The following is a 26,571-nucleotide window of genomic DNA, read 5'->3' as shown; positions in this document are numbered from 1 at the left end:
AGAATGTCCGATGCTACGCCTGAAACGGTGTCTGCGGGTCCGTGGTCCCGCGATCAGATCTGGGCCTCGGCCGTTGCCGTGGCTGCTGACAGCGTGGAGCAGCTGCGGCGCTGCGATGTCGATCGCGTCGTCTCCCTTGTCGACGCGGCGGATCGTACCGCCCTGACGGGCTGGCTGATCGCGCGCCGACCCGAACTGGCAGGCGCGGTCGCGGAGGCGCTCTCCGCGCTCGCACAGGAGGCTCACGTATGAGCCTGCTGTTGCCACACCTGCGGCGCGTCCGCATTGAGGCCGAGGGCCTGACGGCCACTCAGTGGAGTTCACCGCAGGAAAAAGCCAAACTGGCCAATGCAATCCTCGCCTTTGTTGCGAAAGGATTGCCGGAGGAGGGGTTCAGCAAGGCGCTGTACCAGCGCGTCAGCCAGATGTGGGGGTTTATCGCCTGCTTTAACCGGGACGGCTTTGCGGGACGGTATTTCTGCTCGACGCAGGGGCGTCTCGCCTTCCTCGATCAGATCGTCGCGCGCGGCGGGATCGGCGATCCCGCCTGGACCTGGTCAGACGTGGAAAGCCGGATCGCGGCACTTCTGGTCGAGCATCAGGTGCTTGACCTGTATCGCGCTGAACTGCGGCAGGAAACGCTCCGGGGCGAACAGGCGCTGTTGCGCAGATTGCTCGACCGTCACGGCGTGCCGGCCGATCATGCAGGCCGCATTTCACTGGCTCCGGCGCTATCTGCACCTCTGTCCCGGCAGCAGCCTGTTCAGATGGGTCTGCTCTGACACGCTGCGCTGTCTGTGACGGCGCAGGAGTCCGGATCGTCAATCAGTGCCTGGACGACCTCCCATCCGCCGAGAATATTCTGGGCCGTCTCCCAGGCGACGATCTCGGCGCGCAGTGACTGCGCAAGATCGTCATAGATGCCGTCGCGTTGCGGATCTTCGATCTCGCGGCGCTCCGCCTGTTCCGTGAGAGATCGTGCGTCGGCAACCCGGGCCAGGGCCCGACTGACCAGAAGGGTCAGCCAGTCAGACGCCATGTGCTGACGGGCCTCGCGGGTTTCGGGCAACGCCGTGGCTCCAAAAATCTGTCGCGCTCTCTCACGTCCGAACGCGTGGAGGCGCTCAACCTGTCGGGGCGGTGTCACGCCGCGGATTTCTGCAAGCGACCGCAACTGCGTCTCGGGCAGGATTGCGTCGGTCAGCGCGTCCAGGGTTGGCGCGCGACGCCGCTCCTGTGGAAAGCGGATCACCGTGGCGGTCTGATCTGTCTGTGCACTCATCGGCGTCCTCCTTTTGTTGTGGTGCAAGCGTAAAGCGCACCATAAATAAAAGTCAACAAAAACAATGAGATACTGGCCTTATTAGGCCCTCGCGAAAACCTCTTGGGGGCTGAAAGGAGACGCGCGGGAAGGAGAAAGAGGAGGGAGGGAAGGGGCTCTCATGGGGCAGGCGTCGCAGCAAGGGTGCGTCGCTCCGCTCCCGGCGCATAGCGCCGCCCTTGCCACGCCGTCCGCCCCACGAGGCTGCCGATCGGGAACGAAATAATCCGAGAGAGGCAGAGTATGTCCAAGCGCAGGAAAACGGATCTGACAGCAGCCCGAAAAAAGGCAGAAGTCTTCGGACCGGACACGGTTCTGTTCGCAGACCTCCAGATTGACGAGACGTTTTGCATAGGCGGTGCGGAGTTGTCAGGCGTGTACCGCAAGGTGCGACGCAATCATTACCGGCACAACGGAATGCTCTGTTTTGCAAGTGATGGGATGGCCGTGAAGCGCGCTCCCCTGCCTCGGACCGGGGACTGAGACCAGGCCTCCCGATCTCCTCCTTCCTCCACGAATATCTGGGCCGCAGTGCGGCCCGCATCCGGCAAACAAATAGAAAGGAACCGCACCATGCAGGTCCAGAGCGATACGCCCGCGTCCAGTTTTCTTCCCGTACTTGAAGCGCCTGTCTTTCACAGGGCGGTTTCAACAGGCCAGACCATTGGCCGCGCACGGCGCTTTTACGCGGAAGCAGATCATCTCGCTGACGACGCGAATGATGATCGTCTTGGAGCGGCGTTACGCGCCGCATTGCGTCGTGATGCCAGCGCTGCCCATCGTTCAGCGCAGCGCACACTTATGAGTGTCTCCCATTGACGGGCGCGATCCTGCACTCACAACAGGCCGTGCCATCCTGCGCCGTGAGACAGAAGCCTTCGGGAAGAAAAGGATGGGCCATGCGACTGCCGATGACAGGGCTGACCCTGGCGAGCCTGCTATGGGCAGGCATAACCCACGCGGCGGCTGCAGAGTGCTCCGCTTTTGGAGGAGATAATCAGCTCCCGGTTCTGACTAACGCAGCGCTTGGGCAGAAGACCGTGCTGTTGTGCAATGACGCTTTTGCTGTGCTGCATTCGGGCATCAGTCATGGCCCGTTATGGACGGCCGAGCACCTGACCGAGGAAGATCTGGAGCGCAGCATGCAGATTGGGCGGGTCGTCCGGTTTTTTCATGCCGATCCGCGTCTGTCTTTTGAAGACCGGGCCGAGCTGAGTGATTACCGTAGATCGGACTACGACCGGGGCCATATGGTGTGCTCTGCTGACGAGCCCACTCTGCAGGCGCAGGAGCAGAGTTTTTCGCTCGCCAATGTTGTCCCCCAGACGCCTGAGTTGAACGAAGGCATCTGGACAGGCGTGGAAATGGCTGTGCGTCGTCTCGCACGACGAGATGGAGAACTTTATGTCGTCACGGGACCGGCTTTCGGAGCTTCGGTAAATACCATTGGTGCACATCAGGTCTTTGTGCCGGTGGCGACGTGGAAGGCTGTTTACGACCCCGCCGAAGACGGAGCGGGCGCGTATTACTGCCAAAACAGCAGCCAGCCGACCTGTACGATCATCAGCATCGGCGCGTTGACCCAGGCAACGGGTGTGGATCCGTTCCCCTCTCTTCCCGATGAGATCCGTCAGACTGCCATGACGCTGCCTCATCCTCTGAAAAGTCCTTATACTGTTCGCATCCGACCTGCCGTTGGCAGTCCTGTGCTGGAGATCATGCCATGAGCTTCATTCCTTTTCTGGACGCCGGCGAAAGCGTTCAGATTGATGATCTGACGATCGAGAACGGGGAGGAACGCATAGCCGTGTACGGGCGCCTTGAAATCCGCAGGGACCGCATCGGCCTGCAGGATATTCAGGCGTTGAAGGCTCAGGTTGATGCCATTGCCTGCGAGCTCGAGGGATCGGCCCATCTTCCCGAGCGGGTGCGGAGCGCACAGCAGATGAGCGTGATGCCCAGTCCCTTCACGGATCGGAACTGTGCCTGACGGCTTGGGAGCTTCTGACGGGAAAGGTCTGGAGTGCCACAAGCCTCACTCCGGACAAGACGACCTTCCACCCCAGCTTCCTCCGCGCCCTTCGGTTGCTCCGTGCAGCCGGGTCCCCTGAGAAGGCATCCTGTCCTGCGCTGCGTTTGTGACGGACCTGAAAGCGTCGGGACGAAAGGCGTCGCTGCGCTTGCTTTCGCCCCTTTTGCCTCCGGCACGGGTCGAACGAAAGGCTTGTTTAAGTATTCGTTAAGTTTGTGGAGATGATGTTTGTGTGGTGCAAGGTTACGGCAAATAAAACCCTATAAAACCGCAGAAAACAGCCGTTTTTACTTGCAATATTTGCGGATTTTTCCTAAATTAAACCCAGATGACAGGGGCGTTGAGGCCGGTTCTGACCGTTGCGCCGTCCCGAAACGAAAAGGATGACGATCATGGCACGCTTTGAGCCGTTCAGACTGTCTGATAGTGACCGGACCGACATCGTCAAAGGTGTCTCCTGTGCTCTGCTGCTTGAGCGCCATGGCTATCTTCTCGACAAGCCCGAAAGCACGCGCAACGCTCTGAAGTACCGGGCGGGCAAGGGTGAGACGATCATTGTCAACCATGAAGGCCGCGGCTGGTGGGACACGGGATCGGACGAAAAAGGGGATGTGTTCTCCCTGATCCAGCGCCTGACACCCGGTCTGAAGTTTCATGAGGCCTGCACTGCGCTGGGACAGCTGGTGGGCATTGCGCCGAAGGGGGCAGAATATGTCCGTGAGCGTCAGGCCAAAACGCCAGACGTTGCCCCGGCCGAGCGCTGGCATGGCAAGAAGGAACTGACATCCGGCACAAAGGTGTGGGCGTACCTTACAGAGGAGCGCGGCCTTCCGGAGTGGGTTCTGCGTCGGGCCATCATGACCGGCTGCATCCGGGACGGCTATCACGCCGCCTGGTTCTGCCACCGCGATGCCAGGGGGACCATTTGTGGTGCGGAACTACGTGGTCCGGACACCAAGGGCATGTGTCTGTCGGGTACGGTCAAAACGCTGTTCCGGTTTCAGCCCGGCCTCGCGCGCACGGTCCGCCGTCTGGTGGTGAGTGAATCCGCCATTGATGCCCTGTCCTATGCTGCTCTCGATAGTGAGCGCACGCGCGAAACCCTGTACTGCTCGACCGCAGGTGGCATGGGACCGGAGACGGTCGAAGCCCTCACAGCCGAACTGACTGAGATGGCAAAAGATCCGGCAGCCGTTCTGGTGGCCGCAACCGATAATGATGACGCCGGCAACCGCTATGCCGCGCGCCTGGCAGAGCTGGGCCGTGAAGCCGGTGTCCGTGTGATCCGCCGTATTCCCCACGGGGGCTGCAAAGATTTCAACGACGCCCTGAAGACTGTTGTGGCCGCCGCCCGCGCTGCCTGAGGAGAGACTGATGACAAATGACAAGGCACGACGGGAAATGGAGGCTCTGTTTCCCGGCCACGAAAAAAATGACGCCCTGAGAGCGGCCTTTCTGGCGCACCCGGACGCGGACCATTATCTGCGCCTGATGCCAGACCTCGGATGTCGCATTCCCTGGGCTCTGGTGGAATACGGTCCTGAGGGGGAACGGAGCCAGGGTCTCGTTGTTGGCGGACGCTGGAGTGCAGCAGGCTGGGATCTCCCCGGACGCGTCGTCCTGTTCGTTCAGTCTCCGACCGGAAGCAGCAGGTTCCTGACCTGTCAGGCGGGAGAGCAGCAGCTTGTTCTGATCGGCACCGTTCCCGGAAGCACGCGTCATCCTGACCGTCCGGATGCCGTAACACTCTTGGGACATGTCGCAGAACTGACCGCCGCCTGGCATGCCGACGCCGAGACGACCCGCGTCTGGCATACCTGGGCCCTGCTGCACAATCAGCCGCCCTTTCCGCAGACCTACGCCGAGGTCGCATTCGGTGGCGACGTGTTGCGCGGCCTCATCGTCGGGGGAACGGTTCTGGCAGACGGCACGTGGGACTTCGGGCGTGAGTTTGATCTGATGGTGGAGCCGGACATGGTCCTGAGCCTCGATGGCCGCCGTGCGAGCCGGTGCGAAGTTCTTCATGGCACCCGGGAGCAGGGACGTGGTCGTGGATAATCATCTCTCCGGACTGACTTTCTCCCAGGCAGAGGCCGCACGTCAGACGGGGCCCGTTGTTGTTCTTGCAGGTGCCGGGACTGGCAAGACCAAGACGCTGGTGGCTGGGATCGTCGATCGTGTCGTCAAGCGTCGCATGGCCCCGGATCGCATTCTGGCCGTGACGTTCACCAACAAGGCGGCCGGGGAGATGAAGACGCGGATCGCGGCGGCGCTGAACATCGCGCAGGCGCCGTACTGGGTGGGGACCTTCCATGCGCACGGGCGCCGCCAGCTGCGCACCGATCCGGATATTGCCGGGCTGCGTCCGGGCTTCGACGTCTGTGACAGCGAAGACAGTACCAAGATCGTGCGCCGCCTTCTGGAAAAGGCGATTGAAGCAGGCGTCATGAATGCTGACGATGGAGAGACATTCCGCAAGCGTGTGAAGTCCGTCAGCTCGCGCATTGCCATGCTCAAGGAAAACATGGTGCTTCCCCCGGACGCCGTCACCTGGGTCGAGGGACGGATTGCGACGGATGCCATTACTGAGGGTGATGACATCATGGTCTGGCGGGATGCGGCCGTGCTCTATCCTGCGTATCAGGCGATGCTGCGCGAAAGCAATCGCGCGGATTTTGCAGACCTACTGCTATGGCCTACCGTGACCATGCTGCGCGATGAACGCTACAGGCGCGACTGGGCGGGCCGGTTTGACTGCGTGCTGGCCGATGAGTTCCAGGACGTGAACCGGCTCCAGTTTCTCTGGCTGAAATGCCTGTCCAAAGACCACAACGAGCTCTTCGTTGTGGGTGACGATGCGCAGTCAATTTACGGCTGGCGTGGGGCCAATGTCCGGATTATCCGAAGCTTTCTCAAGGAATTTCCGACCGGACGTCTGATTGCCCTGGAGCAGAACTTCCGCTCGACCGGTCATATCCTGTCCGCAGCCAATGCGGTCATCTCTCATGACACGAGCCGTCTGGAGAAGACGCTTTATACCGCGTCTGGAGATGGCGAGCCAGTGGATATTCTGCGGCATACCGGCAGTCAGGATGAGGCCTCCGGGATTGCGGCCGAGATCGGACGTCGTGCCCTGGAAGGCGTGCCTTATGAGGACATGGCGGTGCTGTATCGGTTCAACCATCTCTCCCGGTTGCTGGAAGAGTCTCTGCTGCGTGCGAAGATCCCGTATGAGCTGGTCAATGATACCGCTTTCTGGCAGCGCGCGGTCGTGAAGGACGCGCTCGCCTTCCTGCGTCTGACATGTTTTCCGTATGAGCGGCAGTCAGACGAAGCCTTTCGGCGGATCGTCAATCAGCCGACCCGGGGGATCGGAGCAAAGGCTATGGCGAAATTCGAGCAGGTCGCGGACGAGGAGGCGATCTCGCTTTATGATGCAGCCGAGCGCACGGTGCAGGGACGCACTGGAAAGGCTGCCGACAAGCTGCGCGGCTTCCTGGACGTCATTCTGAAAGGGGCACGCAGCGACGAACCAAGTCTGGGTGAACGTCTGAGGGCTCTGGTCGAAGAGAGCGGATATCTCGCGATGCATCAGGCGGCCGGGGAGGACGGGCGCACGGCACTGGAAAACCTGCATGAGCTTCTGTCGCTCGCCAACGAGTTCAGCTCGGTGGAGGAACTGTTCGATCATGCGGCCCTCGGTTCGGAGAACCCGGACGATAACAGTGTCGGCCGGGTCAAGCTAATGACCATTCATGGCTCAAAAGGCTTGGAGTTCGGGCATGTCTTTCTGATCGGTTGGGAAGATACGCTGTTTCCGTCGCGCACGAACATTGACCCGGCAGAGGAACGCCGACTGGCCTATGTCGCACTGACGCGCGGCCGCCAGCGCGTCAGTGTGTCCTGGTGCGAGTTTCGTCGAGGAGAGCAGGCCAATCCGAGCTGTTTTATTGACGAGATCCCGCTTCAGGCGCGGCGGGACGGCTGGGGACGGGATCTCAAGCGCCGTCCCGCGTTCCAACGGGGAACGGGTTTCAATCGGCAGGCTCAGAGAGAGGCGATGGGGTTTTGATTTTCAAATCACTCTGTCCGTCACGGACGGGAAATAATTCCGATTATCACTTTTACTGTTTTTGTAGTGGAATAAGAGAATTAATATCTAATCCAGCGTCCCTGCCAATAAAAAATACCTCATGGTAGGATTGAATAACAGTACGTGCGCAAATTTCTGCGGCGGTAGAGACCTGGTGAAATCCGATGGTATTATCAGGCGTATTCATAAGAAGTGGACTGCATCCGTCTTTCTCGAAGTGAGCGACGGCGTCACGAAATTGCTTAGTTAATACTTTATCAAAAAACTGCTTAATATTTTTCCCTATATAATGGCTAAATATTGGGTCAAGATCATCGAAGGTCGGTACAACCTCCTTGAGACCAGGATAGGCAATATCAGATTCTCTGAATAACGTGGCTAGTTCAGGTTTTAACCGCTTAAAATAGCCTTCCAATATTTTGTAGAAGCAAAAAAACTTATACACAGGGCTCCCTGAGCCTAGTCCCTCCCGATACAGCGCAAGAACTGGCCTTAAAGGGGTTGGCATTTCCGTATCGTCTGCGCCGATCGGCTTGACTCGGAACGGTGCTGACACTCGGAATACTTCGACTTCGTTTGTAATGTCGTGTGCACGAAAATGCATGATGTAAGCCGGAACTGCGGATTCAAACGACCAATAATCAAGTACAGCCGAGGCTGCTAACTGCATACTATCGAGCGCATTCCTAGCCGTATGGGCCTGCACCTTCATTGATATCATTGACGCTTCGTCAGACTCGTTTTTGTAGACGTTGACGGCGCCCCATGGGGTATCGACAGTCATTCGAGGTGACAAAAACGTAAAATAGGAGTTGCCGTCCGTCGCGTCGTATTTTGTTTTTAGACTTCCTGCGGAGAACGGGGATTTAGACAAGAGAGCGGTGACTTCAAATGGCCTTTCCGTGTTGTCCTGCAGCCGCTCTGCATCTGTTTTGGTGCAGTCTGGAGTCTGCAGGCAGAAACTTAATTCGTGCTGGGTGCCCGGCCAGCCAAGATTTTCAAAAATAAATTCGGAACCCATTCGCGTAGAAGTGTCGGAAGGTTTTTTATTGACCATATCGTGAGATACCACATCAACTAGAATGCTTGCGATTATGTTCTCAAGAAGTGAGGACTGGAAACTTATCCTTTAGATTCTTAAATAAAGATAATCATTAAAGAAAGATTCTTGTTAGGATCAGACGGCCGATTTCGATCACGCTTCATTCTCGTTTAAGTAGCATCACGGCTCATTGTGGTTGTTTGATGTCTGCGCTGGCAAGACAGTGCCCGCTGATCATGGTGGCAACGTAATCGCCAATATACGTGGAGATGTCCTGGGCGATGGTTCAGCTCGTCCACGCGGTTAGGATGTTACAGGCTTGTGTGTCTTCTAGACCTCCTGGATCAGATCAAGATGCGGATTTTCAGTTCTTTTGCCTCAACGTCGCCCTCCCCAGTCAGCCGGTAGATCGAGTGAGCGTCATCAGGGAGCCAGGTCCCGTTCGTAGCCTCAATTCACTCTCGGCCCATGTCCTGAACCGCACTCACAAACGCTGTCATCATACTGCGCGGTATGACCGAGCACACACTTTCCATTGGGCAGTCAGATCTGCCCAAATCGTCCCTTTCTCTCTCTCTATCGTCCCCCTGGCTGCTCGGGGGCGTTGGCGTCCTCGCGACCATGCTCCTCGGCTTTGGCTGGCTTGTTTTTCCTTTCGACATCCAGATGGTCTGGACCATGCTTGCGCAGGCGATCCTGTTCTCCCTGGGCATTACCGTTCTGTTCGTCGACATCATGCGCCTGTGGAAGACGAAGGCTTTCATGCCGCGCTGGTATGTCGTTGTCTTCGTGCCGCTCTGGATCGCTATCGGACTGGTCAATCTCCAGAAAGCCTATGACTGCACGCGAGCGGCAGGCCAATGGTGACGTCGCCTGACCACACTCACAACAGCCTTACGCATAGTGACCGCGTGGCTATGGACGACGGGGCATCACAGTGAAATTTGGAGGTCATCAACCCAAGGCGCGGGTCTTTCGCAAGCTCAAGGCGGAGACGCAGCGTGAAGTCTATCAGTCCGTGCTTCAACATGTCCGGACCTGCCTCAACCGGGGGCCATATAATGTGCTCGAACTCCGCGCGAACCTGACTCCGGAACAGGCTGGCGCATTGCCGATGGCGCTGACGACGCTGGCCCAGGCCGGTGAAATCGCGGCCCTCGGTCATAGTGTCTATGCCCGGGTGCCCTGGATGCCGGCGACACGAACCGTCAAGACGTCGCCGATCGAGGATCTTGTTTTTGCTTCTCTGACCGAACACGAAACAGCCGGTGAAATTGCGACATGGCTCGGCCTTGCCATTGGTCAGGTCCGGGAGTCCCTTGCAGCCCTGGAAAAGGCGGGATTGATCGAAGAACGACTGGATCCGCGCCGACCTAACCGCTATCGGATCGTTTCGCCACATATGGCCAAACACATCCGGCAGGGTGCGCAGGACAGGACGTTCACCGACATCGCTCGGCATGGCTGACGCATGACCGAGGCCTTGCGTTTGCGGGTTATCCCCCAAACCAGTGGACAGCGCTGTGGGCAACCACGGGCAGGACATGTGGATTCACGGTCCGTTCGTCCGGGGCACCGGCGTGCAGCGCTGTCGATCTCCGGTGAGCTCTCGGCAATCGGATGGGGGGTGCGTCAGGCGTCCCGTCGCTCCGGCGTCTCAAAGGACCGGATCCTGCGCTGGCAATCGGGGCAGGGTATTCCTGACCCGGAGTTTCTCAAGTGGCTCGCGGCCCTTGGGATGCTGCATCGCCGTCTGAGCCATCCGCTGGCACGGGCCGTTCCGCCCGTAGGCAACAGGCCTCCCCTGAATGGTTACGCGATGACCAGCGCCCTTCTGACCATTGGCTGGTCTGAACGCACACTTGCAGAGCGCCTCGGTGAACATCGAACCGCCCTTCGTCGCGTCCTTGAGGAACAGGGATATCTCCCGGAGCGGCAGTCCCGCTGGCTCGAAGCCCTGGCGGATGGTCATCGCGAGTTGCTCCGCCCCTTGCCTCCCATCTGCTTCTCACCCGATTTCTGAAAGGTTAATCATGTTGCAACGCGTATCCTTCCCCGATGGCTCTCAGGACAATCAGGGTGCTGTCGCAGGCGGCATCGCAGCCGATCGACTGCGATCCATCATCGAGCGGGTCGAACGCCTCGAAGAAGAGCGCAAGGCGCTGAGTGGTGACATCAAGGACATCTACTCCGAAGCCAAATCAGCCGGCTTCGATGTCAAGGTTATTCGGATGATCATCCGGTTGCGCAAGCAGGATCCTTCAGAGGTCGAGGAACAGGAAACTCTTTTGGACATTTACCGCCGTGCGCTGGGGTTCTGACACGATGCAGGATACGCCGCTGCGCCATCGTCTCGCAGAGACAGCCGGGGATATCCTTGTTTGCTGGCCAAGTGTGGGACTTCTCCTCTTCGCTTTCGTCATCCCCCGGCTTGGTGCCGTCATGGGGCCGGTCTTCATCGTCGCCGGTTGCCTGGCAACGATGATAGGGCCGGGAGCTCCCGAGATCGGGGACAATGGCCGCGACTACGGGTTTGAGCGCAGGCGCGGCATAATGTTTGCCGGACTTGGCCTGGTGCTCTCTGTGTTTCGTCTTTTGCCGGTGGGGTTCTGACTATGCCCCTTTTTTCGGCGGACTGGACCCCGACCCTGATTGCCCGTGTCCGATACCGGTCGACGGTGGGGCAGGCCCGCCCTGCTGAAACAGTTCTTCGTCGCGCGTCGGGTGTCAGGTTCCTGGCAGGGGTCAGTCTCTTCCTTCTGGTGAATGCGGCCGATGGATTTTTCGGTCTGGACCAGTTTGCAGGGCAGGGGGCCTGGCGCATGTCCGGGCTGGGTCAGCCCGTTCTGACGCTTTCGTTCTGGCAGTGGATGGCTCTGGCCTTTGGCACTGTCGGTCTTACGAAAGTCGCTGAAAGAACCGCAGGGATGGTGTCCGGCCATGGTTATGGCCCCAAGGCGCGGATCAAACTCTTCGTTGCGTGCATTGCCATGGCACTTGGCGGCCTCGTCCGCAGCATGATCCATCCGGGATAATCGGACTCACATTGGCCGCTCCTAAAGTGATCCTACACAACCGGCAGAGGGAAAATGCCTGAACTGCAGACACTTTTGAAAGAGGTCGTGAGACTGCCTGCGTCCTATCAGCGGCAGGGTCCGCCTCTTACTTCGCTCCTGGCACAGATTGCTCAGGGTGACGACGGACATGGGCAGAGGGTCGGGCGCCTCGCTGGTCTGCTCGGCCATCTGGCAGGGAGTGGACTTTCGTCCAGCTCCCTTGAACTGGCAGGCCGACTGCACGATGCGGGCAAACTGCTCCTGCCGGACAGCCTTTTACATCATCAGGGCGTGTTCAATGCCCGTCAGACGCTGGTGATGCGACAGCATCCATCCCTTGGTCTCGGAGCGCTGTTTCATCTGTCCGAAGATATTCCGACTGTCGTTCATGAGGCTGTCCTCCTGCATCATGAGCGTTACGACGGTGACGGCTATCCGTTCGGAATGAAGGGAAAATCCATCCCTCTGGCTGCGCGCATCATCGGCCTCGCCGATGTAATTGATTCCCTGCTTTCTACCCGATCCTACAAGGCAGGATGGTCGCCGCGTCAGGTGAAGGCCTTTCTTCAGGAGCATGCGGGCGGCGCGTTTGATCCCGATCTGGTGGGGCATGCGCTTACCTTCTTTGATGATTTGCTAACCATCCGTCGTGGGGTTGCGCAGCCCGTTCACGGGTATCAGCCCGTCCCCGGCCAGTCCCCCGTAACATCTCGTAGCCTCAAAATTCGAAACGAGACACCATGATGCCTCTTACTCTTCCGCCCGCAGCTCACACCGCCCCGTCTTGCACGGAGCGCCTGAAGCTTCTCGCTGACGTTGCAGACCGCCTCTTTACAGAAAAGCGGAAAGAGGAGGGTCTGTGCGTGATTGAGGCACTCTATGTTCAGGCGGATGTAGCATTGTCCGGGCGCCAGCTGCCGTAGGGTCGAGGACCGATTTGAGGCGCTCAACCGGTCTGAAATACGAGGTTGGATAACTGACGTCCTTCTGGAGGGCGTCAGTCAGATGTCATCATGTCGGTAGGCTGCATGGATCTTGAGCATCATGTTCGTGGTGTCGAGGACAATTCTGGACAACGTCGTCATTTGGTGCTGGAGCTCCTTCTATCTGGCAAGTGTCCCTTTAAACATCGCACTGATGTCCCCGGCATATGACTGTATGATTTCTAGAGTTTCCTGCCCTGAGCGGGCAACGCCTTCACAGTCATGAGCCTCCTCGTCTCTGAACTGAGGCACTCCGGGATGGAATATGGTTGTCGAACGGCAGTCGGGGCGCTCTGAGCCCCATGGGCCAGTGCTCAAGGCAAAATGAGATCCCCGCCAGCGGGAGGCCGGGAGGGTCAGAAGAGAAACGGGGCCAGCCACAGGCCGTCTGGCCGCCACAATGGTCCGGCCGCACGCGGCCCGCGCCCTGGAGGGCGCGCCATTGTCCCGGCCAGCCGTCTGCGCCGGCAGGAAAGCATCCAGAAAATGAAAAAGGATGTTCTCCATGGCTACTCCCGTCATAACAGTCTTCACGCTCACCGGCCCACAGGACCGTTTGCGCCAGATCGCCAGAGAGCGCGCCTACCGGACCTGCGCACCCGAACACATGACGTGGGAGGATGAAACAACACTCGTGATGACCCTCGAAAGCGGGATCGGGACCTCATTTCTTGGTCATGGGCTGGGGTTGTCTGACGAATATCCAGACGTCAGCATCCGGGGAATGGAGTATTTCGACTGCTTCGATGATCCGGCCTTTGCCAAATGGCAGGGCGGCGAGCTTGTCTATGAAGCGGATCTCATCACAGTCTTCGGAATCCTCTTTCCGACTGACGCCACAAAAGACTGGCCGGGATGTAGCGCCAGCTTCTGGCACAGGTCTCCGCCTCTCGCGACTGCCATAGCCGAGAACTGTCCCCACTTTGACCTGATGCCTTTGCGCCAACTGGCAGGACCGGTGCCGCGATGGGTTGAGACAACGGACGCCTTCGCTACCCTTTTCCTTCGATTGCCCTCAACACCAGATGCGCAGGATGGCGTTGGCGTGATCTTCTATCCGGAGATCGGCAGGAGCACCCTGCTGACCGGGATCGACCGCTTCGGTGGCGTCGCCCGGTTCCGGCGTCAGTCCTATGGGCAGATCAGCGCACAGTGCCCGGAACTGCGTGATGTCCTGCGGGGCTGGTGGAAGGCAAGCGAAAAGAAAAGGAGGAAAGCGCGCCAGGAGCGCAGAGTTTTGAGAAGGAAGATGAAGAAAGCAGAGGGGGAGAGAGTAAGCGTCCGAGAATTGCACGATTGACGGCTGCTTACGCCTCATTCCAGACGGTGGATCGCTATTTCTTCGTCCCGAAAGCAGACATTATAACCTCCGGGTCAAACATACTTTCAAGCCCGAAACAGCCGAGCATAGAGTGTTGGCAGCACCAGCAGGGTCAACAGCGTCGATGTTACAAGCCCACCAATGACGACAGTAGCTAACGGTCGCTCGACTTCAGCGCCCATACTTCCTGAAAACGCCATTGGGAAAAAACCGAGACTGGCAACGCTCGCTGTTGCAATAACAGGCCGAAATCGCGAACGGGCTGCTTCGAATGCTGCTGCAGCCGCATCGCGGCCAGCCTCCTCAAAGGTCTTGATCTGACTGACCAGTACGACGCCATTCAGGATGGCGACACCGAAAAGCGCAATGAACCCGATGCTCGCTGCGATACTGAAAGGCAACCCTCTCAAGGTCAGTGCGATAACGCCTCCGGTCGCAGCGATGGGAAGATTCACGAAAACAAGTGCCGCTGCCTTGAATGATCCCAGAGCGACAACCAGAAGTGCCAGGATGATCAGGAGCGCAACCGGTACAACAAACCCCAGTCGCTTCATGGCTGAATTCATGTTCTGGAACTGACCTGCCCAGGCCAGATCATATCCGGGCGGTAGTTTGACCTCACGTGCGACCGCCTTCTGGGCATCCGCGACAAAAGAACCGATATCGCGTCCCCGCACATTTGCCTGAATGATCACGCGTCTTTGCAGACGATCCCGGTCAATGCGCGAAGGGCCGTCGACAACCTGAAGACGAGCAACATCCGACAGAAGAACCCATCCCCGACCATCCAGTCTCCGTATGGGCAGATTACCAATCGCGGCGACAGAGAGCGTTGACGCAGGGTCAAGACGAATTTGAGTCGGAATGATCGCATTTCCCAGAACGACGGGCTTCCCGATCAGGCCGCCTATTGCAGTAATCTGGTCAAGGACATCTGACACAAGGACACCGCGCCGTGCGGCTGTGTCCCGATCCACATCAATGTGCATGAAGGGAACCGTTCCGTCGCCCTGAGGAGCGACGTCCGCCGCTCCAGGAACACTGGAGACGACCTGCGTAACGTGGTCGGCAAGCCTTGAGAGTTCTTCGAGATCATTCCCATAAATCGAGATGGCAATCTGGGTGCGTACTCCAGACAGCAGTTCATCCATTCTCATTTGTATGGGCTGCGACCATTCGTAATTTGCACTGGGCAATTTTTTCTGAAGTTCATCAGACATTGCCTGCAGCAATTCCGCCTGTGTTCGACCCGTTGTCCATTGCGAACGGGGTTTGAGAATGATGAAACTGTCGGATTCATTAGGACCCATCGGATCAGTTGGAACAGCGGGTGTTCCGATATTGGAGACGACGGTCTGAACTTCCGGGAAGGACCTGATGATCCGTTCCTGCTTGCCAATTTCCTCAATAACGGTCGGGAGGGAGGCGCTTGGCCAACGCGTGACGGTGGTCGTCAGAGATCCTTCCTCAAGTGTTGGAACAAATTCTCCGCCCAGGCGTGTCGCAAGACCGACAGAAAAAAGAAAAATGCCGATGGTTATGATGAGAACCGGACGAAAATGCCTCTCGCTCCAGGACAGCATCGGTTCGTAATAACGCCGCGCATGGCGCACGAACCATGTTTCCTGCTCCAGTGGAACTGTTCGCAGAAATATTGCGGCCAGGACAGGAATACACACGAAGCAATAGACAAGCGATGCAAGCAACGCCATCACGACCGTTTGGGCCATAGGGCGGAACATCTTGCCTTCAATATCCTCAAGCGTGAGGATGGGCAGATAAACCATGATGATAACAAAGATGGAAAACGTCACCGGCCTGATAACGGCACGGGCAGCCTCGATTGCAGTCTCGCGGGTTGAACGCTCGGAACTGCCATTTGCACGCAATGTCATGAAGTGTTCGACAACAACAAGAGAGCTGTCGACAATCATGCCGAAATCAATAGCCCCCAGGCTCAGGAGGTTGGCGGAGACACCGAAGACCCGCATTCCGATAAACGCAGAGAGCAGCGCAGCAGGAATGGCAGAGGCGATCACCAGAGAGGCGCGCCAGTCCCCCAGGACGACAATCAGGACCACGAGTACCAGACCTGCGCCGATCAGGAGGTTTTCCTTCACGGTAGAAATCGTTTCTTCTGTCAGGGTTGAACGCATGTAGTAAGGTTCAAGGACCACACCAGCCGGAAGAGCCTTGCGGATTGAGGGAAGTGCGTTGTGAATCTCTCCCAGAACGGCGTTCGAACTTGCGCCGTCCTGCATCATGACCGCCCCAAGAACGATCTCTCCCTGTCCATCCCGTGTTGCCGCGCCAAGGCGGGTTCGCGGTCCCAGACCGACGCTCCCGACATCGCGGATCCGGATGACCTGTCCATTCTGACCGATCCGGACAGGTATCAGACCGAAATCATCCAGAGTACCAACCAGCGCCCGTCCGACAATCACCTGCTGTTCGGCCTGATGAGCAATCCAGCCCCCACCAGCGGAACTGTTGTTGCGATCAACGGCCTGAGCAACGTCGGCCACCGTAACGCCATAAGTTCTCAAACGGAGAGGATCGAGAGTGACCTGGAATGTCTGTTCGGCGCCACCATTGATGTTGACTTCAGCAATGCCCGGAAGAAGTTTGATGGCCGGTGCAACCGTCCATCGCATGATCCGGTTCAGATCCATAAGAGAGTATGCTGGTCCCTTGAGCTGGAACTGCATGATCTCCCCCATTCCCGTCGTCCGTGGCCCCATCTGAACACTGACATTGGGTACAGCGACGTTTTCACGGGCAGCTTGTAGTCGCTCCGCCACACGCGTGCGATCCAGATCAATATCTGTCGCATCATCGAATTGCAGATAAACAACACAGACGCCCGTTCGGGAAACCGATCTCAGGTCCTGAAGACCTGGCATCGCGGTTAGTGCGGTTTCGACCGGAAACGTAATCAGTTTTTCCACCTCTTCGGTTGCGAGACCGGGGGCGGTGACTGTAACCATGACCTGCCGGGGGGAAATGTCAGGCACGGGTTCGACAGGCAATTTTTCAACACAGGCAAGGCCGGTTATCAGCAAGGCGAAAATCAGACCAAAGATCAGGAAACGCTGCCGCTGAATGAGAGACAAAATCATGATCAGTCTCCTCCAAGGCCAGACAGCAGCGCCATAGCCTTCAGGGTAAAACTCCCTTTTGTGACAATATCGTCACCCTCTTTGATCTCCCCGGCAACAACGGTTTGTTCCGGGCCTTCCAGCAGCAGTTTTACCGGGACGGGCTGAAATGTGTCAGATGCGATGCGACGATAGACGACCATGTGACCGTCCACGCGTTGAAGTGCGGACGTGGGGACGACAAAACCTTTGACGGTTTCGCCAACGGGGAGCCATGCAGTGAGTTGTGTTCCCGGTCGGAGTGTCTTTTGACTGTCCGAAAATGTTGCGACAACGCGGATCAATCCAGTTTCGGGATCGGCGGTCCCTTCAACGGTTTGGACTTTTGCGACATTCGCTTCTGCTGATCCCAGGGGTGAGAAGCGTATGTCGGCGCCGACTTCTACGCGTGCAGCGTCGTCGGGACGCACGAGCGCAACAATCCATACTGATGTCGGGCTGGTCAGTCGGGCAATGATGTCAGTTGGACCGATATCATTGTCGACCGCCGTATTGATCTGAGTGACGACCCCATCAAATGGAGCAATCAGGACGGATTTCTCGTCTTCCACGATCTTTTCCGTCGGAGATGTGAATTCTTCCTCCAGGCGATGTGTCAGGGTTGCGATCGCAGCGTCCTGATAACGCACAGCGTTCTGGCTTTCCTGTAACGCAGCCAGACGTCGGGCCACTTCTCCCCTCGAGACTGTCATTCCGGACAGTTCCTGACCCCTCCGATACGAGAGGGAAGCGTCTGCCAGCCGCGCTTTCGCACTGGCATGATCGGCTTTTGCCTGCGCGAGCTGTAATTGTACGATATGCAACGTATGGTCGATATAAGAGACCAATGGTTGGCCGGCCCTGACATGCTGCCCCGGTAGAACTGAGACAGCACTGACTTTTCCATCCCCGGCAGGTCGAATGGTCACCGAATGTGCACCATCTTCCATCACGGTCGCCATGGCCTGGACCTCTGCTTTTGCGGAGCCATGATGCAGTATTGCAGTTTGCAGGCCCTCAGCCTGAACGGCATCGCCGTCCATTGTCACCGGTTGCAACCAGGTCGGAGTTTCTGCCGAGGCAAGGGTGGGAAGAGCCAGCATGATCGTACATGCCGCAATTGGAAATCTCACGGTATATATCCCAGTGCAATAACCGTGCGAATGATCGCAACACGGTGGTCAATTTCGGCTTTATTGAATGCAGTCAGGCTGTTGTAAGCATCCATCCGCGCCCGCAACGCCTCGATGAGAGGAGTTTCTCCAGCACGCCAGGAATGCTCCATGGCATCAGCGCGTCCAACGGTGGCATGCGCCGCCTGTGCTGCCATGATGATTGACGCAGAGGTGTTCCGCAGATGGGCTTGGACACGGGCCATTTCGGCTCTGACGGTTCGACGGGTTTCCGCTTCTTCTCTGATCGCTGTTGAGAGCGCACTCTGGGCCTGTGTCCGGATAGGAACCGATGTCACGTCAGTTGGTATCGGCATCTTCAGACTGACGCCAACCTGGGTATCCCAGGGCGAGCCATACTGCCCCTGGTTTATGACGCCGACCCCAATTTCGGGATTGGGCATATAGCTATGCGCTGCAAGATTATCTTTTTCGGAAGCCACGCGAACGGCCTGATGAGCGGCCTGCACACGAGGATCGTTGCTCTCTGTCCACGGATGTCCACTGGCTTGAAGAAACACCGGCCAGCGCATATCGATCCCTGTCAGATCTGGTTGTGTGGGGTGGCCCGTCAGAATATCGAGAGAGGCATGCGTTGCCTCGATTTCCTCCTCAACCGTGTTGAGTTCATTTTCCGCGAGCGCCATCTGTGCACTCACCGCCTGCGCCTCGGTTGAGACACTTTCACTTTTCCGAACTGACAGACTGACAACCTGATTGATCCGGCGGAGCGCGATCAATGTCGACTGAGCAGTCGCTTTATGGCGCTCTGACAAAAGCAATGTGCCAACCGTGTCCGCCACGCGAATGGCCATGGCCATATGTGCGACAGCACGCTGTGTCTGTGCAGCCTGAGCGTCGGCCGCAGCGACATGCTCGGTCGCCGTCCCCTGCCCGGGAAGCCATAGAGGAACCGACAGACCTCCCTGTGCTGTCCGGTAATTATAATTCCGGCCACTGGGACGGTCATCGTAATATTGCACGTCGATCGATGGTCCGCCCGCAAACCAGGACCTTGCGGCCCGCTGACGCTTCTGCGCACCGCTTTCCTGTGTGGTCAGATCATTCTGAGCGGGATCATTGGCCCATGCGTCGGCAATCATATCATGCAAGGTGTCAGTCGATCCTGTCCTGGCGAGCGCTGGAGCCGCGTTCGTCAGCAGGATCATGGCTCCCAATGCAGCCAGAACCCGCGTTAATGGGAAATGCTGTCCCGAACTCATGATGCATCTCGGAAAACATTGACCCGCAGGAGCCGCACGGCGTTCAGGGTCACCAGCACGGTTGCTCCTGTATCTGCCATGATCGCGACCCAGAGCCCTGTCACACCGACGATGGATGTCACCAGAAAGACCCCTTTCAGCCCCAGGGCAAGTGCGACATTCTGCCGCACATTCCGCATGGTGATTCTGGAAAGACGAATGAGGCCGGGAATATCCGTGACACGATTTCGGAGGATCGCCGCATCTGCTGTTTCCAGCGCGACATCGGTTCCAGAGCCGATCGCGACACCCACAGCCGCCTGCTTCAGGGCCGGGGCGTCGTTGATGCCGTCTCCAACCATCATGACCTTACCCCGCTGATTGAGGTCCTGAATTTCCATCAGTTTCTGCTCGGGGAGCAGTTCTGCCTTGAAATCAGTTCCCAGATCTGCAGCGATAGCGGCCGCCGTGCGCTCATTGTCTCCGGTCAGAATCACGGGCGTCATACCAAGGGCGCGCAACTGACGCATCGCCTCTGACGCGTCGTTGCGCGGCTCGTCCCGCAACCCAATCAAAGCCAGAGCCTGGGCTGCGTAGAGGACAGCGACGGTTTTGCCTGCGGCCTCCAATGAGGTGGCTGCTGACAGCGCGCTCTCCGACAATGCGCCAGCCTGTGCGGCGTGCCGGGGGCTTGCAAGGGTATAAGAGCGCCCATCAATCTCAGCGGTCACGCCCTTGCCAGCAAGAGCTTTGCTGCTTTGGACAACTGGTCTGTTTAACCCTTCTGCCTTTCGCAGAATGGCGAGCGCCAGCGGGTGGCTGGACGTTGCCTCGATGGCAGCAGCAAGACCAAGGACTTTCTCCTTGGACTCCCCATTCAGGACAATCAGATCTGTGACGTCTGGTTGTCCCTTTGTCAGCGTGCCCGTCTTGTCCAGAGCAACAATGGACACTTTGGCAGCGGTCTCAATGACCGCGCCGCCTTTAAGAAGCAGGCCGTTACGGGCACCGAGCGAGAGTGCAGACGCTATGGCAGCAGGGACCGAAATGACCAGGGCGCAGGGGCAACCAATCAGCAGCAGGGAAAGGCCGCGGTAAATCCATATCGACCAGATCTGTCCAAAAGCTAGAGGTGGGAGGCAGATAACGAGCGCCGACAGTATGACAATGGCAGGCATGTACCATTGACTGAAACGGTCGATGAAACGCTCAGTTGGGGCACGGGCTTCTTCTGCCTCTTCAACAAGACGGATGATTCTAGCGATGGTGTTGTCAGATGCGGCTTTGGTGACACGGACACGCAATGCGGCTTCGGTATTGATTGATCCCGCAAAAACTACCTCGCCCGGCCCCCGGGTGATGGGAACGCTTTCCCCTGTGACGGGACTTTCATCAATGCCGCTGGTGCCTGAAAGAATATCTCCATCAGAGGGGATTCGGTCCCCGGGTCTCACCTGAACAATATCTCCGGGAACCAGGTCGGATGCCGGCACTTCTCTCGTAGCGGACGCTTCTTCTTTTAAGGCCGTTTTTGGGACAAGCGTGCCCAATGCCTTGATACCATCTCGCGCATGGCTGACCGCTACACCTTCCAGCAACTCCCCGACCGCGAACAGAAATACAACGAGGGCCGCTTCCTGCGCTGCACCAATGAAGAGTGCCCCGCTTGCGGCGAGCGTCATCAACGCTTCGATCGTGAAGGGTTGACCAAGCCTAAGCGCGTTGAAAGCGCGATAGGCGACCGGAAGCAATCCGGTCAGACACGCGGCGAAGAAAGGCCATGATAGCAGATTTTCAGGAAGGAACCATGTTGCCCCCCAGGCAAGGACGAGCAGGATACCGGTGATAAGCACCAGACGACCCTTGGCTGTCCGATACCATTCGCGAAACGGTGAGACTGATGACGTGACGACAGTGGTCGAACCGGGCCGGTCTGGACCAATGGGCTCTATTCCGTAGCCAAGAGCTCTGACTGCGGCTTCGACGTCGCTTTTTGACGCATGTTTCTCGTTTATGATGAGACGCAATGTCTCAGAGACCAAAGAAATTTCGATGTTCTCGAGACCGGTCTTGCGGGACAGGACTTTCTGGATTTTTGCGGTGCAGGCCGGGCAGTCCATCCCGGTAATACGCCACTCATGTTTGCCCGGCATCTGGTTCTCCTGTTCGCTCGGCAGGGAACAGGAGATATAATTGCTCTAGTCACTAGAGGTGCAAGAGGGTTTTATGCTGACCATCGGAAAATTATCGCGGCTTACTGGCGTGAAAGTGCCGACCATCCGCTACTATGAACAGATCGGTCTCCTGTCATGTCCTGAGCGAAGCGAAGGCGGCCAGCGGATATATGAAATGGCCGTTGGTCAAAGACTCAGTTTCATCCGGCATGCCCGAGAACTCGGTTTCTCTCTTGATGACATCAGAGAGTTGCTGACACTTTCGGATGAACCTGATCAAAGCTGTGCAGCCGTTGACGAGATCGCCAAGCGGCAGCTCGTCGAGATTGAAAAGCGTATCACCCGATTGACGGCACTAAAGACTGAGATGCGTCGAATGCTTGATCAGTGCGCCTGCCAGACAGTCAGTACGTGTCGCGTTATCGAAGTTTTGGGAGACCATACGCTTTGTACGGATGATCATTGAGCGACGCCTGACGATCAGCAAAAAAACTCCGTCTGCTGTTGCCTACCAAAGACCCGAAGCTGACATTCTGCTTCCCCCCAAATCAGCCGTTGGCGCTTTGGGGGAATGGAAGCAGTTCGCTGATCCGGGCTGCTGGATATCCGTCGATCATGCGCGTCAACACGTCACGCAGCCAGACGAACGGCTCAATGCCATTGAGCTTGGCTGTTTCGATCAGGGACGCCACGATGGCCCATCGGTTGGCGCCGCCTTCGCTACCCGCGAACAAAGCATTCTTACGGCCGAGCGTGATGGGTCGAATGGCCCGTTCCACCGGATTTGTGTCAAGATCTATGCGTCCGTCCTCGACAAACCGCGCGAGATCGTCCCAGCGGTTCAACGCATAGCGGATCGCTTCCGCCAGTCTGGCGCGAGAGGGGAGCAAAGCCAGTTTTTGTCGGAGCCAGAGTTCCAGCGCCTCAACACGCGGTCGACTTTGCTCATCCCGAAGCGTTTTGCGTTGATCAGGCGGCAGCCCCCGAAGGGATGCCTCAATCTCATACAGAGACCGGATCTGCATCAAAGCCTCGGTTGCCATTGGTGATCCCGTCTGGTGCAACTCGTAAAACTTACGGCGCGTGTGCGCCCAGCAGGCCGCCAGATGGATTTTTCCGTCCCGTCTCAGCTGCTCAAACCCGGCATAGCCGTCGACTTGCAGAACGCCGCGATAGCTTTTCAGATGGCGTGCCGGCCAAGCGGACGTGCGATCCGGTGTCGCATAAAACACCACGGCTGGCGGGGCCTTACCGCCAAAGGGGCGATCGTCGCGCGTGTAGGCCCAGAGCCGTCCGGTTTTAGTCCGGCCACGTCCCGGATCAAGGATGGGCAGTGGGGTGTCATCCGCGAAAACCCGTTCTGCGGCACAGACATGGATCATCAGCTGGTCACGCAGCGGGGCCAGCCACCAGGCGGCGGCCTTGACCCAATCGGTCAGCGTGGAACGCGCGGGAGCGACACCGTGACGTGCCAACATCTGGCTTTGGCGATACAGCGGCAGGTGATCGCAATAACGGCTGGTCAGCACATGCGCGATCAGGCCCGGAGTGGCGAGGCACCCTTCGGCGATGCGCTCGGGTGCCGGAGCCTGATGCAGCGTCCCGCAGGCGCGGCACGCGCATTTGGGCCGGTTGATCCGCACGACCCGCACCGAGGCCGGAACCCAGTCCAGCATTTCACTGGTGGTCGTGCCTGCGTCGCGCAGTGCGCCACCGCAGGACAGACAGGCTGTCACGTCGGGCAGGATCGTCACGTCCGTGCGCGGCAGATGCTCTGGCAAGGCTTTGCGATGCGGGGATTTAACTATCGGTGCAGCGCCGCTGATTTCCGTAATAAGCGTCGAGGTAGGTGCAATGACAGGGGTTTTGGGTATGTCGGCTTCCAGCGTCAACAGAAGCTGATCGGGTTCGAGTGTCTCGGCGCGACGACCGAACCGGGCGCGCTGGAACTCCCGGATGATCTGCCGCAAGCGATCAATCTCGATCCGCCCCTCATCCACAGCGCCGGCCAGATCCCGCACCATGGTTTGCAGGGTGATCGGGTCAAACGGCAGGCTGTCGAGGGCAATCCGCATGTCTATAAAATGCCAGTTTTCTGCGGGTTGATACAAGAAAAATCGGCGCGTTTTACCCTGCCATCAGCATACGTCGCGCGGGGGCCTGGGCCCGCCAGTCCAATCCTTCCAGAAGCATCGACAATCGGGCCGGGGTGAGCAGAACCGTCGCCGGTTCTCCGGGGCTGGCCTGCGTAACCGGCCATGTAAAGATACCCTGATCGAGGCGCTTGGCATACAGGCACATGCCGTTACCATCGTGATACAACAGCTTGATCAGTCCGGCCTTTCGGCCGCGAAACACAAATACATGCCCGCTGAACGGATCGGCCCGCAGCGTCTCCTGTACCAGCACCGACAACCCGTCGATCCCCTTGCGCAAATCGGTGTAGCCCAGGGCCACATGAACCCGGATATGGGGTGGGAGGCTGATCATGCCGCAGCCTCAAGCGCATCCGCCAGTCGGGTCATCGCTTCAAAGTCGATCGGAGTGGTGATCCGCAGGATACGCCCATTGCGCAGCACGATTTCAATGTACGCTCCAAAGTTTTGTTTGTCTTTGGAGGCAAGTGGAGAGGCTTGTGTTTGGGCCATCTGTTGTGACGTGGAAGGCATGTCGTCGATTTTAACTGCGGCAAATTTCGGCTGACGTGCCAGGGGATCAGCCGGACATTCCGCAAGTTGATCGGCAAACTGTTTCTGCCAACGATACAGCATACTGGGTGTCAGACCGTTCATTTTGGCATAGCGATCCAGCGACATGCCTGATTGCCGGGCGTCGACCAGAAGCGCCAAACTCTCCTCGGGCGTCCATGTCTTACGCACCCGGACGGCCAGAAGACTTTTCAGATCCCCAACGGGGATCGCAAGATCCGTTCTGGACGAGCCAGAGAATTCCTTAGCCCGTTCTCCTGATGTCCCGTCCGGGATCGACGCCTTGATCGGTGGCGGCCAGACAAAACCGAGCCGACGCGCCCAGAGCCGAAGAGCTTTGGCGCTGAGACCATGGCGGCTGCAGAAAGCAGTCTGCGTCAGCCCGCTCTCAGCAAACTGGACAAGCCGGTCTCGCCAAACCTCTTTCCGATTAATCATGACATTCCAATACCCGTAGTGGAGGCACGATTAAGGCACACCTCACGCAGGATCGCAGCGTGTCATCTCCGGACGCTTACGGGAGAGAGGGGATAGAGTGTTTTCTTTCTTCGAGACTGACCCGTGGGTGATGTGAAGGGGAGGGGAGGCGAAGAGAGGATCGGGGCGGCCCTGACGGGTTCGTTCGCCCTACTGCGCTAGGCTCCTTCGTCGCCAAGCTCCGCGTAGCCCCGACGTCCAGCCGCCCTCAGTCGGGCGTCTGAACCTCGGGTCTGGCCCTTTCGGGTACGGCTTACCCGCATCCTTTTCCATGAACGGGCGGTCCTGGTCTGAGGGATCTGTTCGTGAGACGGCTCCTCAACCTCCCCGGCCAGTCCTTCGGACCGTCCGCGGAGGCATGTTCCATGGAGGTGGCCTCGCATCCAGCGTTCAGTCTGACAGTCGCCGTGCCAGTCCGTAAAGCCACTGCGCGACCCTCGGCTTCAGGTGTCAGGCCCGCATCTGCTGCAGGGCCGCACGCGGTCCCGCATCAGACGCAAACCAGCCCCCCTTGCTCAGGACGCTCCGGGCTTGACGGCCTGTCCCGTCGCCCGTCTTGGCCCGTGGCAGGATGGGCTCAGGAAAACGCCACCTCCCTTTCACTCTCGTCGTCGTCGGCGTGCTCGCCGCACGGGCAGGATGGGTCTAGGAAAACATCAAATGTCTATTAAGTATTCAATAAGTAAACCCTCAATTTTGGAGAGTTTATTTCCTCGAAAACGGCGGTTTCCTGCGGTTTTTCGTTGACCGTGAGCAAGTAAAAACCTAATATCTATTCATGGACGGAGGCAATAACGCCGAAACAGTCCAGTTGATACGTTCCCTATTTCTTGGAGGCTCTTATGGCTGGTTCCGTTAACAAAGTCATTCTCGTTGGCAACCTTGGTAAAGACCCCGAAGTCCGTCATACGCAGTCCGGTTCCAAGATCGTGAGTTTTCCTCTGGCTACGTCCGACACATGGAACGATCGCCAGAGCGGCGAGCGCCGTGAGCGCACCGAATGGCACCGTGTCGTCATCTTCAATGAGCGGTCTGGTGACGTGGCGGAGCGGTTCCTTCGCAAAGGCCGCAAGGTCTATATCGAAGGCGAACTCCGCACCCGTAAATGGACAGATCAGGGCGGTCAGGAGCACTACACTACAGAGGTTGTCATTGACCGTTTCCGGGGTGAGCTGGTGCTGATCGACAGCAACCGAGGCAATGGCGATGAGGGCGATGCCGGCTTTGGTGGTGGAAACGGTGGCGGCCGGTCTGGGGGATCGTCTGGCAACGGAAACCGCAATGCGGGCTGGGACGCACCGGGCGGGAACGACCTCGATGACGAAATTCCATTTTGAGGGCCGGGGGGAAGGGGCATAGCGTAAGATGAACAAAGACCGCCTCATGGCGCTGCTGCCCCCGCCGCAGCGCTCCAAACACAAGGAAGACCGCTACAAGGCGATTGCCAGCGTCCTTCAGACATTCGCCCTCAGCGCGTGGGGGCTCGGCATCGTGACCCCACTCATCTCCGGGACAGGACCGTTGACCCCCATGCGTGCCGTCACCTGCTTTTTTCTGGGAGCCGCGCTTGAGGCAATTTCTTTGACTTTTCTGGCCTATATCCCTTATCCTGAGGACAAGACGGAGGCGAAATCCAATGGATAACGTGACCCAGAGTATCCTGTTTATTCTTCTTCCTGCCGCTGTTTTCACCATCGGTCTGGGCCTTGCGATCGGACCGATTGCCACCCGGCTCGCAAAGTTGCGAACGTCCCATCAGTGACACCGACAGGCGGCCTCCGGGCCGCTTTTTGTTGTCCGCTCGCCCGGTTTAGTCAGGCGGGCGCGCCTCGACGGCGCGAGCTTTGATGCCC

Annotated in this window: 31 protein-coding genes; 22 read left to right on the top strand and 9 right to left on the bottom strand. The window is 58.1% G+C overall.

The window, feature by feature from the left end:
• Nucleotides 1-3: 3 nt before the first annotated feature.
• Complete coding sequence (locus tag GKO01_RS11135) at nucleotides 4-252, top strand: hypothetical protein (RefSeq protein ID WP_086649746.1); 249 nt, start codon at nucleotides 4-6, stop codon at nucleotides 250-252.
• The gene (locus GKO01_RS11130; RefSeq protein ID WP_086649745.1) at nucleotides 249-782 is read left to right on the top strand and encodes a hypothetical protein; all 534 of its coding nucleotides are present in this window, start codon (nucleotides 249-251) and stop codon (nucleotides 780-782) included. The genes GKO01_RS11135 and GKO01_RS11130 overlap by 4 nt, the downstream gene beginning before the upstream one ends.
• On the opposite strand, the gene GKO01_RS11125 is transcribed toward GKO01_RS11130, so the two are convergent.
• The gene (locus GKO01_RS11125; protein ID WP_086649744.1) at nucleotides 764-1,282 is read right to left on the bottom strand and encodes a hypothetical protein; all 519 of its coding nucleotides are present in this window, start codon (nucleotides 1,280-1,282) and stop codon (nucleotides 764-766) included. The genes GKO01_RS11130 and GKO01_RS11125 overlap by 19 nt on opposite strands.
• Before the next feature lie 282 nt (nucleotides 1,283-1,564).
• Here GKO01_RS11125 and GKO01_RS11120 point away from each other — a divergent pair, with 282 nt between their 5' ends.
• The 7 genes from GKO01_RS11120 (at nucleotide 1,565) to GKO01_RS11090 (ending at nucleotide 7,425) form a co-directional block, all read left to right on the top strand.
• On the top strand, nucleotides 1,565-1,804 hold the full coding sequence (locus GKO01_RS11120; RefSeq protein WP_086649743.1) for a hypothetical protein: 240 nt from the start codon (nucleotides 1,565-1,567) through the stop codon (nucleotides 1,802-1,804).
• Between the two features lie 90 nt (nucleotides 1,805-1,894).
• Nucleotides 1,895-2,140, top strand: coding sequence for a hypothetical protein (locus GKO01_RS11115; protein ID WP_086649742.1), 246 nt, complete (start codon nucleotides 1,895-1,897; stop codon nucleotides 2,138-2,140).
• Between the two features lie 80 nt (nucleotides 2,141-2,220).
• The gene (locus GKO01_RS11110) at nucleotides 2,221-3,048 is read left to right on the top strand and encodes a DNA/RNA non-specific endonuclease (protein WP_086649741.1); all 828 of its coding nucleotides are present in this window, start codon (nucleotides 2,221-2,223) and stop codon (nucleotides 3,046-3,048) included.
• Complete coding sequence (locus GKO01_RS11105; protein ID WP_086649740.1) at nucleotides 3,045-3,311, top strand: hypothetical protein; 267 nt, start codon at nucleotides 3,045-3,047, stop codon at nucleotides 3,309-3,311. The genes GKO01_RS11110 and GKO01_RS11105 overlap by 4 nt, the downstream gene beginning before the upstream one ends.
• 434 nt (nucleotides 3,312-3,745) lie before the next feature.
• A complete protein-coding gene (locus tag GKO01_RS11100) occupies nucleotides 3,746-4,717 on the top strand; it encodes a DUF3991 and toprim domain-containing protein (protein WP_167383469.1) in 972 nt (323 codons plus the stop codon).
• Between the two features lie 10 nt (nucleotides 4,718-4,727).
• Nucleotides 4,728-5,411 (top strand): hypothetical protein, encoded by a 684-nt coding sequence (locus tag GKO01_RS11095; RefSeq protein WP_086649760.1) that lies wholly within the window; start codon nucleotides 4,728-4,730, stop codon nucleotides 5,409-5,411.
• Nucleotides 5,404-7,425, top strand: coding sequence for an ATP-dependent helicase (locus tag GKO01_RS11090; RefSeq protein ID WP_244901433.1), 2,022 nt, complete (start codon nucleotides 5,404-5,406; stop codon nucleotides 7,423-7,425). Before GKO01_RS11095 ends, GKO01_RS11090 begins: the two co-directional genes overlap by 8 nt.
• A 52-nt stretch (nucleotides 7,426-7,477) precedes the next feature.
• Here GKO01_RS11090 and mauJ read toward each other — a convergent pair whose 3' ends face one another.
• On the bottom strand, nucleotides 7,478-8,467 hold the full coding sequence (gene mauJ / locus GKO01_RS11085) for a methylamine utilization protein MauJ (RefSeq protein WP_086649738.1): 990 nt from the start codon (nucleotides 8,465-8,467) through the stop codon (nucleotides 7,478-7,480).
• 534 nt (nucleotides 8,468-9,001) lie between these two features.
• Between mauJ and GKO01_RS11080 the strand changes: the two genes are divergently transcribed.
• The 9 genes from GKO01_RS11080 to GKO01_RS11035 all read left to right on the top strand — a co-directional run bounded on the left by GKO01_RS11080 (nucleotide 9,002) and on the right by GKO01_RS11035 (nucleotide 13,827).
• Nucleotides 9,002-9,355 carry a hypothetical protein gene (locus GKO01_RS11080; protein WP_086649737.1) on the top strand — a complete coding sequence of 118 codons (354 nt, stop codon included), beginning with the start codon at nucleotides 9,002-9,004 and terminating at the stop codon, nucleotides 9,353-9,355.
• A 70-nt stretch (nucleotides 9,356-9,425) separates the two neighbouring features.
• On the top strand, nucleotides 9,426-9,956 hold the full coding sequence (locus GKO01_RS11075) for a helix-turn-helix domain-containing protein (protein ID WP_086649736.1): 531 nt from the start codon (nucleotides 9,426-9,428) through the stop codon (nucleotides 9,954-9,956).
• 78 nt (nucleotides 9,957-10,034) lie between these two features.
• Nucleotides 10,035-10,511: a transcriptional regulator gene (locus tag GKO01_RS11070; protein ID WP_086649735.1), complete on the top strand. Its 477-nt coding sequence runs from the start codon at nucleotides 10,035-10,037 to the stop codon at nucleotides 10,509-10,511.
• Between the two features lie 10 nt (nucleotides 10,512-10,521).
• Nucleotides 10,522-10,809, top strand: a complete 288-nt coding sequence (locus GKO01_RS11065; RefSeq protein WP_086649734.1) for a DUF2312 domain-containing protein — start codon at nucleotides 10,522-10,524, stop codon at nucleotides 10,807-10,809.
• Nucleotides 10,793-11,101 (top strand): hypothetical protein, encoded by a 309-nt coding sequence (locus GKO01_RS11060; RefSeq protein WP_099287131.1) that lies wholly within the window; start codon nucleotides 10,793-10,795, stop codon nucleotides 11,099-11,101. The genes GKO01_RS11065 and GKO01_RS11060 overlap by 17 nt, the downstream gene beginning before the upstream one ends.
• A gap of 2 nt (nucleotides 11,102-11,103) precedes the next feature.
• Nucleotides 11,104-11,523 (top strand): hypothetical protein, encoded by a 420-nt coding sequence (locus GKO01_RS11055; RefSeq protein ID WP_086649732.1) that lies wholly within the window; start codon nucleotides 11,104-11,106, stop codon nucleotides 11,521-11,523.
• A gap of 54 nt (nucleotides 11,524-11,577) precedes the next feature.
• Nucleotides 11,578-12,288 (top strand): HD-GYP domain-containing protein, encoded by a 711-nt coding sequence (locus tag GKO01_RS11050; RefSeq protein ID WP_086649731.1) that lies wholly within the window; start codon nucleotides 11,578-11,580, stop codon nucleotides 12,286-12,288.
• Entirely contained in the window at nucleotides 12,285-12,467 is a 183-nt protein-coding gene (locus tag GKO01_RS11045; protein WP_086649730.1) for a hypothetical protein, read from the top strand. Before GKO01_RS11050 ends, GKO01_RS11045 begins: the two co-directional genes overlap by 4 nt.
• Before the next feature lie 565 nt (nucleotides 12,468-13,032).
• Entirely contained in the window at nucleotides 13,033-13,827 is a 795-nt protein-coding gene (locus GKO01_RS11035) for a hypothetical protein (protein ID WP_233142696.1), read from the top strand.
• Between the two features lie 86 nt (nucleotides 13,828-13,913).
• On the opposite strand, the gene GKO01_RS11030 is transcribed toward GKO01_RS11035, so the two are convergent.
• The 4 genes from GKO01_RS11030 to GKO01_RS11015 are packed head-to-tail and all read right to left on the bottom strand — an operon-like array spanning nucleotide 13,914 to nucleotide 21,512.
• Nucleotides 13,914-16,967 (bottom strand): efflux RND transporter permease subunit, encoded by a 3,054-nt coding sequence (locus GKO01_RS11030; RefSeq protein WP_062493647.1) that lies wholly within the window; start codon nucleotides 16,965-16,967, stop codon nucleotides 13,914-13,916.
• A gap of 2 nt (nucleotides 16,968-16,969) precedes the next feature.
• Nucleotides 16,970-18,118 (bottom strand): efflux RND transporter periplasmic adaptor subunit, encoded by a 1,149-nt coding sequence (locus tag GKO01_RS11025; protein ID WP_233142694.1) that lies wholly within the window; start codon nucleotides 18,116-18,118, stop codon nucleotides 16,970-16,972.
• Nucleotides 18,115-19,380, bottom strand: coding sequence for a TolC family protein (locus tag GKO01_RS11020; RefSeq protein WP_233142691.1), 1,266 nt, complete (start codon nucleotides 19,378-19,380; stop codon nucleotides 18,115-18,117). Before GKO01_RS11020 ends, GKO01_RS11025 begins: the two co-directional genes overlap by 4 nt.
• Nucleotides 19,377-21,512, bottom strand: coding sequence for a heavy metal translocating P-type ATPase (locus tag GKO01_RS11015; protein WP_062493653.1), 2,136 nt, complete (start codon nucleotides 21,510-21,512; stop codon nucleotides 19,377-19,379). Before GKO01_RS11015 ends, GKO01_RS11020 begins: the two co-directional genes overlap by 4 nt.
• Nucleotides 21,513-21,585: 73 nt before the next feature.
• On the opposite strand from GKO01_RS11015, the gene GKO01_RS11010 reads away from it, so the two are divergent.
• Nucleotides 21,586-21,999 carry a MerR family transcriptional regulator gene (locus GKO01_RS11010; RefSeq protein WP_086649725.1) on the top strand — a complete coding sequence of 138 codons (414 nt, stop codon included), beginning with the start codon at nucleotides 21,586-21,588 and terminating at the stop codon, nucleotides 21,997-21,999.
• An 82-nt stretch (nucleotides 22,000-22,081) separates the two neighbouring features.
• On the opposite strand, the gene tnpC is transcribed toward GKO01_RS11010, so the two are convergent.
• The 3 genes from tnpC to tnpA are packed head-to-tail and all read right to left on the bottom strand — an operon-like array spanning nucleotide 22,082 to nucleotide 24,679.
• Nucleotides 22,082-23,608 carry an IS66 family transposase gene (tnpC, locus tag GKO01_RS11005; protein WP_062493655.1) on the bottom strand — a complete coding sequence of 509 codons (1,527 nt, stop codon included), beginning with the start codon at nucleotides 23,606-23,608 and terminating at the stop codon, nucleotides 22,082-22,084.
• A 52-nt stretch (nucleotides 23,609-23,660) separates the two neighbouring features.
• On the bottom strand, nucleotides 23,661-24,023 hold the full coding sequence (tnpB, locus tag GKO01_RS11000; RefSeq protein WP_062493657.1) for an IS66 family insertion sequence element accessory protein TnpB: 363 nt from the start codon (nucleotides 24,021-24,023) through the stop codon (nucleotides 23,661-23,663).
• Nucleotides 24,020-24,679, bottom strand: coding sequence for an IS66 family insertion sequence element accessory protein TnpA (gene tnpA / locus GKO01_RS10995; protein ID WP_062493659.1), 660 nt, complete (start codon nucleotides 24,677-24,679; stop codon nucleotides 24,020-24,022). Before tnpA ends, tnpB begins: the two co-directional genes overlap by 4 nt.
• An 881-nt stretch (nucleotides 24,680-25,560) precedes the next feature.
• On the opposite strand from tnpA, the gene ssb reads away from it, so the two are divergent.
• The 3 genes from ssb to GKO01_RS16480 are packed head-to-tail and all read left to right on the top strand — an operon-like array spanning nucleotide 25,561 to nucleotide 26,480.
• Complete coding sequence (gene ssb, locus GKO01_RS10990) at nucleotides 25,561-26,055, top strand: single-stranded DNA-binding protein (protein ID WP_086649723.1); 495 nt, start codon at nucleotides 25,561-25,563, stop codon at nucleotides 26,053-26,055.
• Between the two features lie 28 nt (nucleotides 26,056-26,083).
• Nucleotides 26,084-26,362 carry a hypothetical protein gene (locus tag GKO01_RS10985; protein ID WP_086649722.1) on the top strand — a complete coding sequence of 93 codons (279 nt, stop codon included), beginning with the start codon at nucleotides 26,084-26,086 and terminating at the stop codon, nucleotides 26,360-26,362.
• Nucleotides 26,355-26,480, top strand: coding sequence for a hypothetical protein (locus tag GKO01_RS16480; protein ID WP_255376059.1), 126 nt, complete (start codon nucleotides 26,355-26,357; stop codon nucleotides 26,478-26,480). Before GKO01_RS10985 ends, GKO01_RS16480 begins: the two co-directional genes overlap by 8 nt.
• Nucleotides 26,481-26,571 lie beyond the last annotated feature (91 nt).

This window comes from Gluconobacter kondonii (assembly GCF_002723995.1).
Classification (GTDB): Bacteria; Pseudomonadota; Alphaproteobacteria; order Acetobacterales; family Acetobacteraceae; genus Gluconobacter; species Gluconobacter kondonii.
The sequence above is the reverse complement of the archived record's forward strand: the minus strand, read 5'-3'. Positions and strand labels throughout refer to the sequence as shown.

Excerpts from the sequence above, each read along its gene's own strand:
- GKO01_RS11055 (WP_086649732.1), top strand. The coding sequence starts at position 11,104 with ATGCCCCTTTTTTCGGCGGACTGGACCCCGACCCTGATTGCCCGTGTC.
- ssb (WP_086649723.1), top strand. The coding sequence starts at position 25,561 with ATGGCTGGTTCCGTTAACAAAGTCATTCTCGTTGGCAACCTTGGTAAA.
- GKO01_RS10985 (WP_086649722.1), top strand. The coding sequence starts at position 26,084 with ATGAACAAAGACCGCCTCATGGCGCTGCTGCCCCCGCCGCAGCGCTCC.
- GKO01_RS11010 (WP_086649725.1), top strand. The coding sequence starts at position 21,586 with ATGCTGACCATCGGAAAATTATCGCGGCTTACTGGCGTGAAAGTGCCG.
- GKO01_RS11105 (WP_086649740.1), top strand. The coding sequence starts at position 3,045 with ATGAGCTTCATTCCTTTTCTGGACGCCGGCGAAAGCGTTCAGATTGAT.
- GKO01_RS11095 (WP_086649760.1), top strand. The coding sequence starts at position 4,728 with ATGACAAATGACAAGGCACGACGGGAAATGGAGGCTCTGTTTCCCGGC.
- GKO01_RS11020 (WP_233142691.1), bottom strand. The coding sequence starts at position 19,380 with ATGAGTTCGGGACAGCATTTCCCATTAACGCGGGTTCTGGCTGCATTG.
- mauJ (WP_086649738.1), bottom strand. The coding sequence starts at position 8,467 with ATGGGTTCCGAATTTATTTTTGAAAATCTTGGCTGGCCGGGCACCCAG.
- GKO01_RS16480 (WP_255376059.1), top strand. The coding sequence starts at position 26,355 with ATGGATAACGTGACCCAGAGTATCCTGTTTATTCTTCTTCCTGCCGCT.
- GKO01_RS11115 (WP_086649742.1), top strand. The coding sequence starts at position 1,895 with ATGCAGGTCCAGAGCGATACGCCCGCGTCCAGTTTTCTTCCCGTACTT.
- GKO01_RS11045 (WP_086649730.1), top strand. The coding sequence starts at position 12,285 with ATGATGCCTCTTACTCTTCCGCCCGCAGCTCACACCGCCCCGTCTTGC.
- GKO01_RS11100 (WP_167383469.1), top strand. The coding sequence starts at position 3,746 with ATGGCACGCTTTGAGCCGTTCAGACTGTCTGATAGTGACCGGACCGAC.
- GKO01_RS11035 (WP_233142696.1), top strand. The coding sequence starts at position 13,033 with ATGGCTACTCCCGTCATAACAGTCTTCACGCTCACCGGCCCACAGGAC.
- tnpB (WP_062493657.1), bottom strand. The coding sequence starts at position 24,023 with ATGATCAGCCTCCCACCCCATATCCGGGTTCATGTGGCCCTGGGCTAC.
- GKO01_RS11125 (WP_086649744.1), bottom strand. The coding sequence starts at position 1,282 with ATGAGTGCACAGACAGATCAGACCGCCACGGTGATCCGCTTTCCACAG.
- GKO01_RS11130 (WP_086649745.1), top strand. The coding sequence starts at position 249 with ATGAGCCTGCTGTTGCCACACCTGCGGCGCGTCCGCATTGAGGCCGAG.
- GKO01_RS11065 (WP_086649734.1), top strand. The coding sequence starts at position 10,522 with ATGTTGCAACGCGTATCCTTCCCCGATGGCTCTCAGGACAATCAGGGT.
- GKO01_RS11110 (WP_086649741.1), top strand. The coding sequence starts at position 2,221 with ATGCGACTGCCGATGACAGGGCTGACCCTGGCGAGCCTGCTATGGGCA.
- GKO01_RS11080 (WP_086649737.1), top strand. The coding sequence starts at position 9,002 with ATGACCGAGCACACACTTTCCATTGGGCAGTCAGATCTGCCCAAATCG.
- tnpA (WP_062493659.1), bottom strand. The coding sequence starts at position 24,679 with ATGATTAATCGGAAAGAGGTTTGGCGAGACCGGCTTGTCCAGTTTGCT.
- GKO01_RS11030 (WP_062493647.1), bottom strand. The coding sequence starts at position 16,967 with ATGATTTTGTCTCTCATTCAGCGGCAGCGTTTCCTGATCTTTGGTCTG.
- GKO01_RS11050 (WP_086649731.1), top strand. The coding sequence starts at position 11,578 with ATGCCTGAACTGCAGACACTTTTGAAAGAGGTCGTGAGACTGCCTGCG.
- GKO01_RS11135 (WP_086649746.1), top strand. The coding sequence starts at position 4 with ATGTCCGATGCTACGCCTGAAACGGTGTCTGCGGGTCCGTGGTCCCGC.
- tnpC (WP_062493655.1), bottom strand. The coding sequence starts at position 23,608 with ATGCGGATTGCCCTCGACAGCCTGCCGTTTGACCCGATCACCCTGCAA.
- GKO01_RS11120 (WP_086649743.1), top strand. The coding sequence starts at position 1,565 with ATGTCCAAGCGCAGGAAAACGGATCTGACAGCAGCCCGAAAAAAGGCA.
- GKO01_RS11015 (WP_062493653.1), bottom strand. The coding sequence starts at position 21,512 with ATGCCGGGCAAACATGAGTGGCGTATTACCGGGATGGACTGCCCGGCC.